Raw genomic sequence first — 1,054 nt, 5'->3', positions numbered from 1 at the left:
TTACGAAAATCCCTTCGGATTTTCTATTCAGTTTTTATTTACTAAATTAGTTTCTTAACCACGCACCTAACCTTATACAATTACGTTGTGTTTAATTATAAAAACATTCTACAAAATATGAAAATCGGAGATGTATTTAACTTCGCAGAAAGTCGAATAAGGGTTCTAATGTTTGACGATAACGAAGTTTTTTACGGAACAGTTGATAAAGAAAATGTTCTTGTTTATTGCAAGTACAAAACCATTAGTTATTACCGAACTTCGAGAAGTTACTTTGACGAAAACTCAAGTTTTATAAAATCATTGGAGCTAACAGAAAAGGAGAAAGAAATTCATAAACCAGATTTACCATTAAGATTGAATTGCTTTACTGGTTTTTTTTGGTCAAATAAATTGTTCGAAAAAGAAATTGAATTCAATGATTATCTAAAATCAGTTGGTGTTAATAGCGAAAAACTTATTGGATTAGACATTTCAAAAGTTGTATTAGTTCCTAATAGCCAACAACAAGCAAATAAAAAGCCGATTTTATTGAAAAGCGTAAGTGATTCTTTTTCTGGACAAGAATTATTATTTGAATCATTTCGAATTCAAAGTGAGTATGTGAAATTGGACAAACCATACTTTTCGAGATTTAAAAAAGATGAACAAGGGTTATCGGGAATTGGAATGTACAGATTAGGAATTAAAGGAAATGTGCCTTCCTACTATTTAGGCGGAGAAATGAATATGATGGAATGGGAATATAAAAAAGCTCGTTTGCTAAAAAATAACTAAACACAACAAAACCTATAAACAATACGGGTTTAGGGCTTAAACGCCAAAGTCTGTGTATATTTATAATGTCGCAAAATCTTTGGGATTTCGCTTTGACACAAAAAAAGAAAAAACAAAACCAAAAGATTTCGCTATGTGCGTGGCGGAAAGCAAACGCTAGTTTGCTCCCGTACTGTTCATAGCTAAACCGTTGTGCGTCATTTAAGAAAAAGTGGAATATACATTTAACAACAAAGAAAAAAAGCTAATTCAGAAACTAAAAAAATCTGAACCAATT

1 protein-coding gene is annotated in these 1,054 nt (G+C 30.8%); it reads left to right on the top strand.

Annotated features, from left to right (window positions below; translation table 11 throughout):
* The first annotated feature begins 117 nt into the window (after positions 1-117).
* Entirely contained in the window at positions 118-777 is a 660-nt protein-coding gene (locus M4I21_RS18460; RefSeq protein ID WP_249560701.1) for a hypothetical protein, read from the top strand.
* Positions 778-1,054: the final 277 nt, after the last annotated feature.

This window comes from Cellulophaga sp. 20_2_10 (assembly GCF_023476645.1).
Lineage (GTDB): Bacteria > Bacteroidota > Bacteroidia > Flavobacteriales > Flavobacteriaceae > Cellulophaga.
Note: the sequence above shows the minus strand (reverse complement) of the source record. Positions and strands in the feature narration are given on the sequence as shown.

What these genes read in the sequence shown, in the direction of transcription:
- M4I21_RS18460 (WP_249560701.1), top strand. Translation starts at nt 118, where the DNA reads ATGAAAATCGGAGATGTATTTAACTTCGCAGAAAGTCGAATAAGGGTT.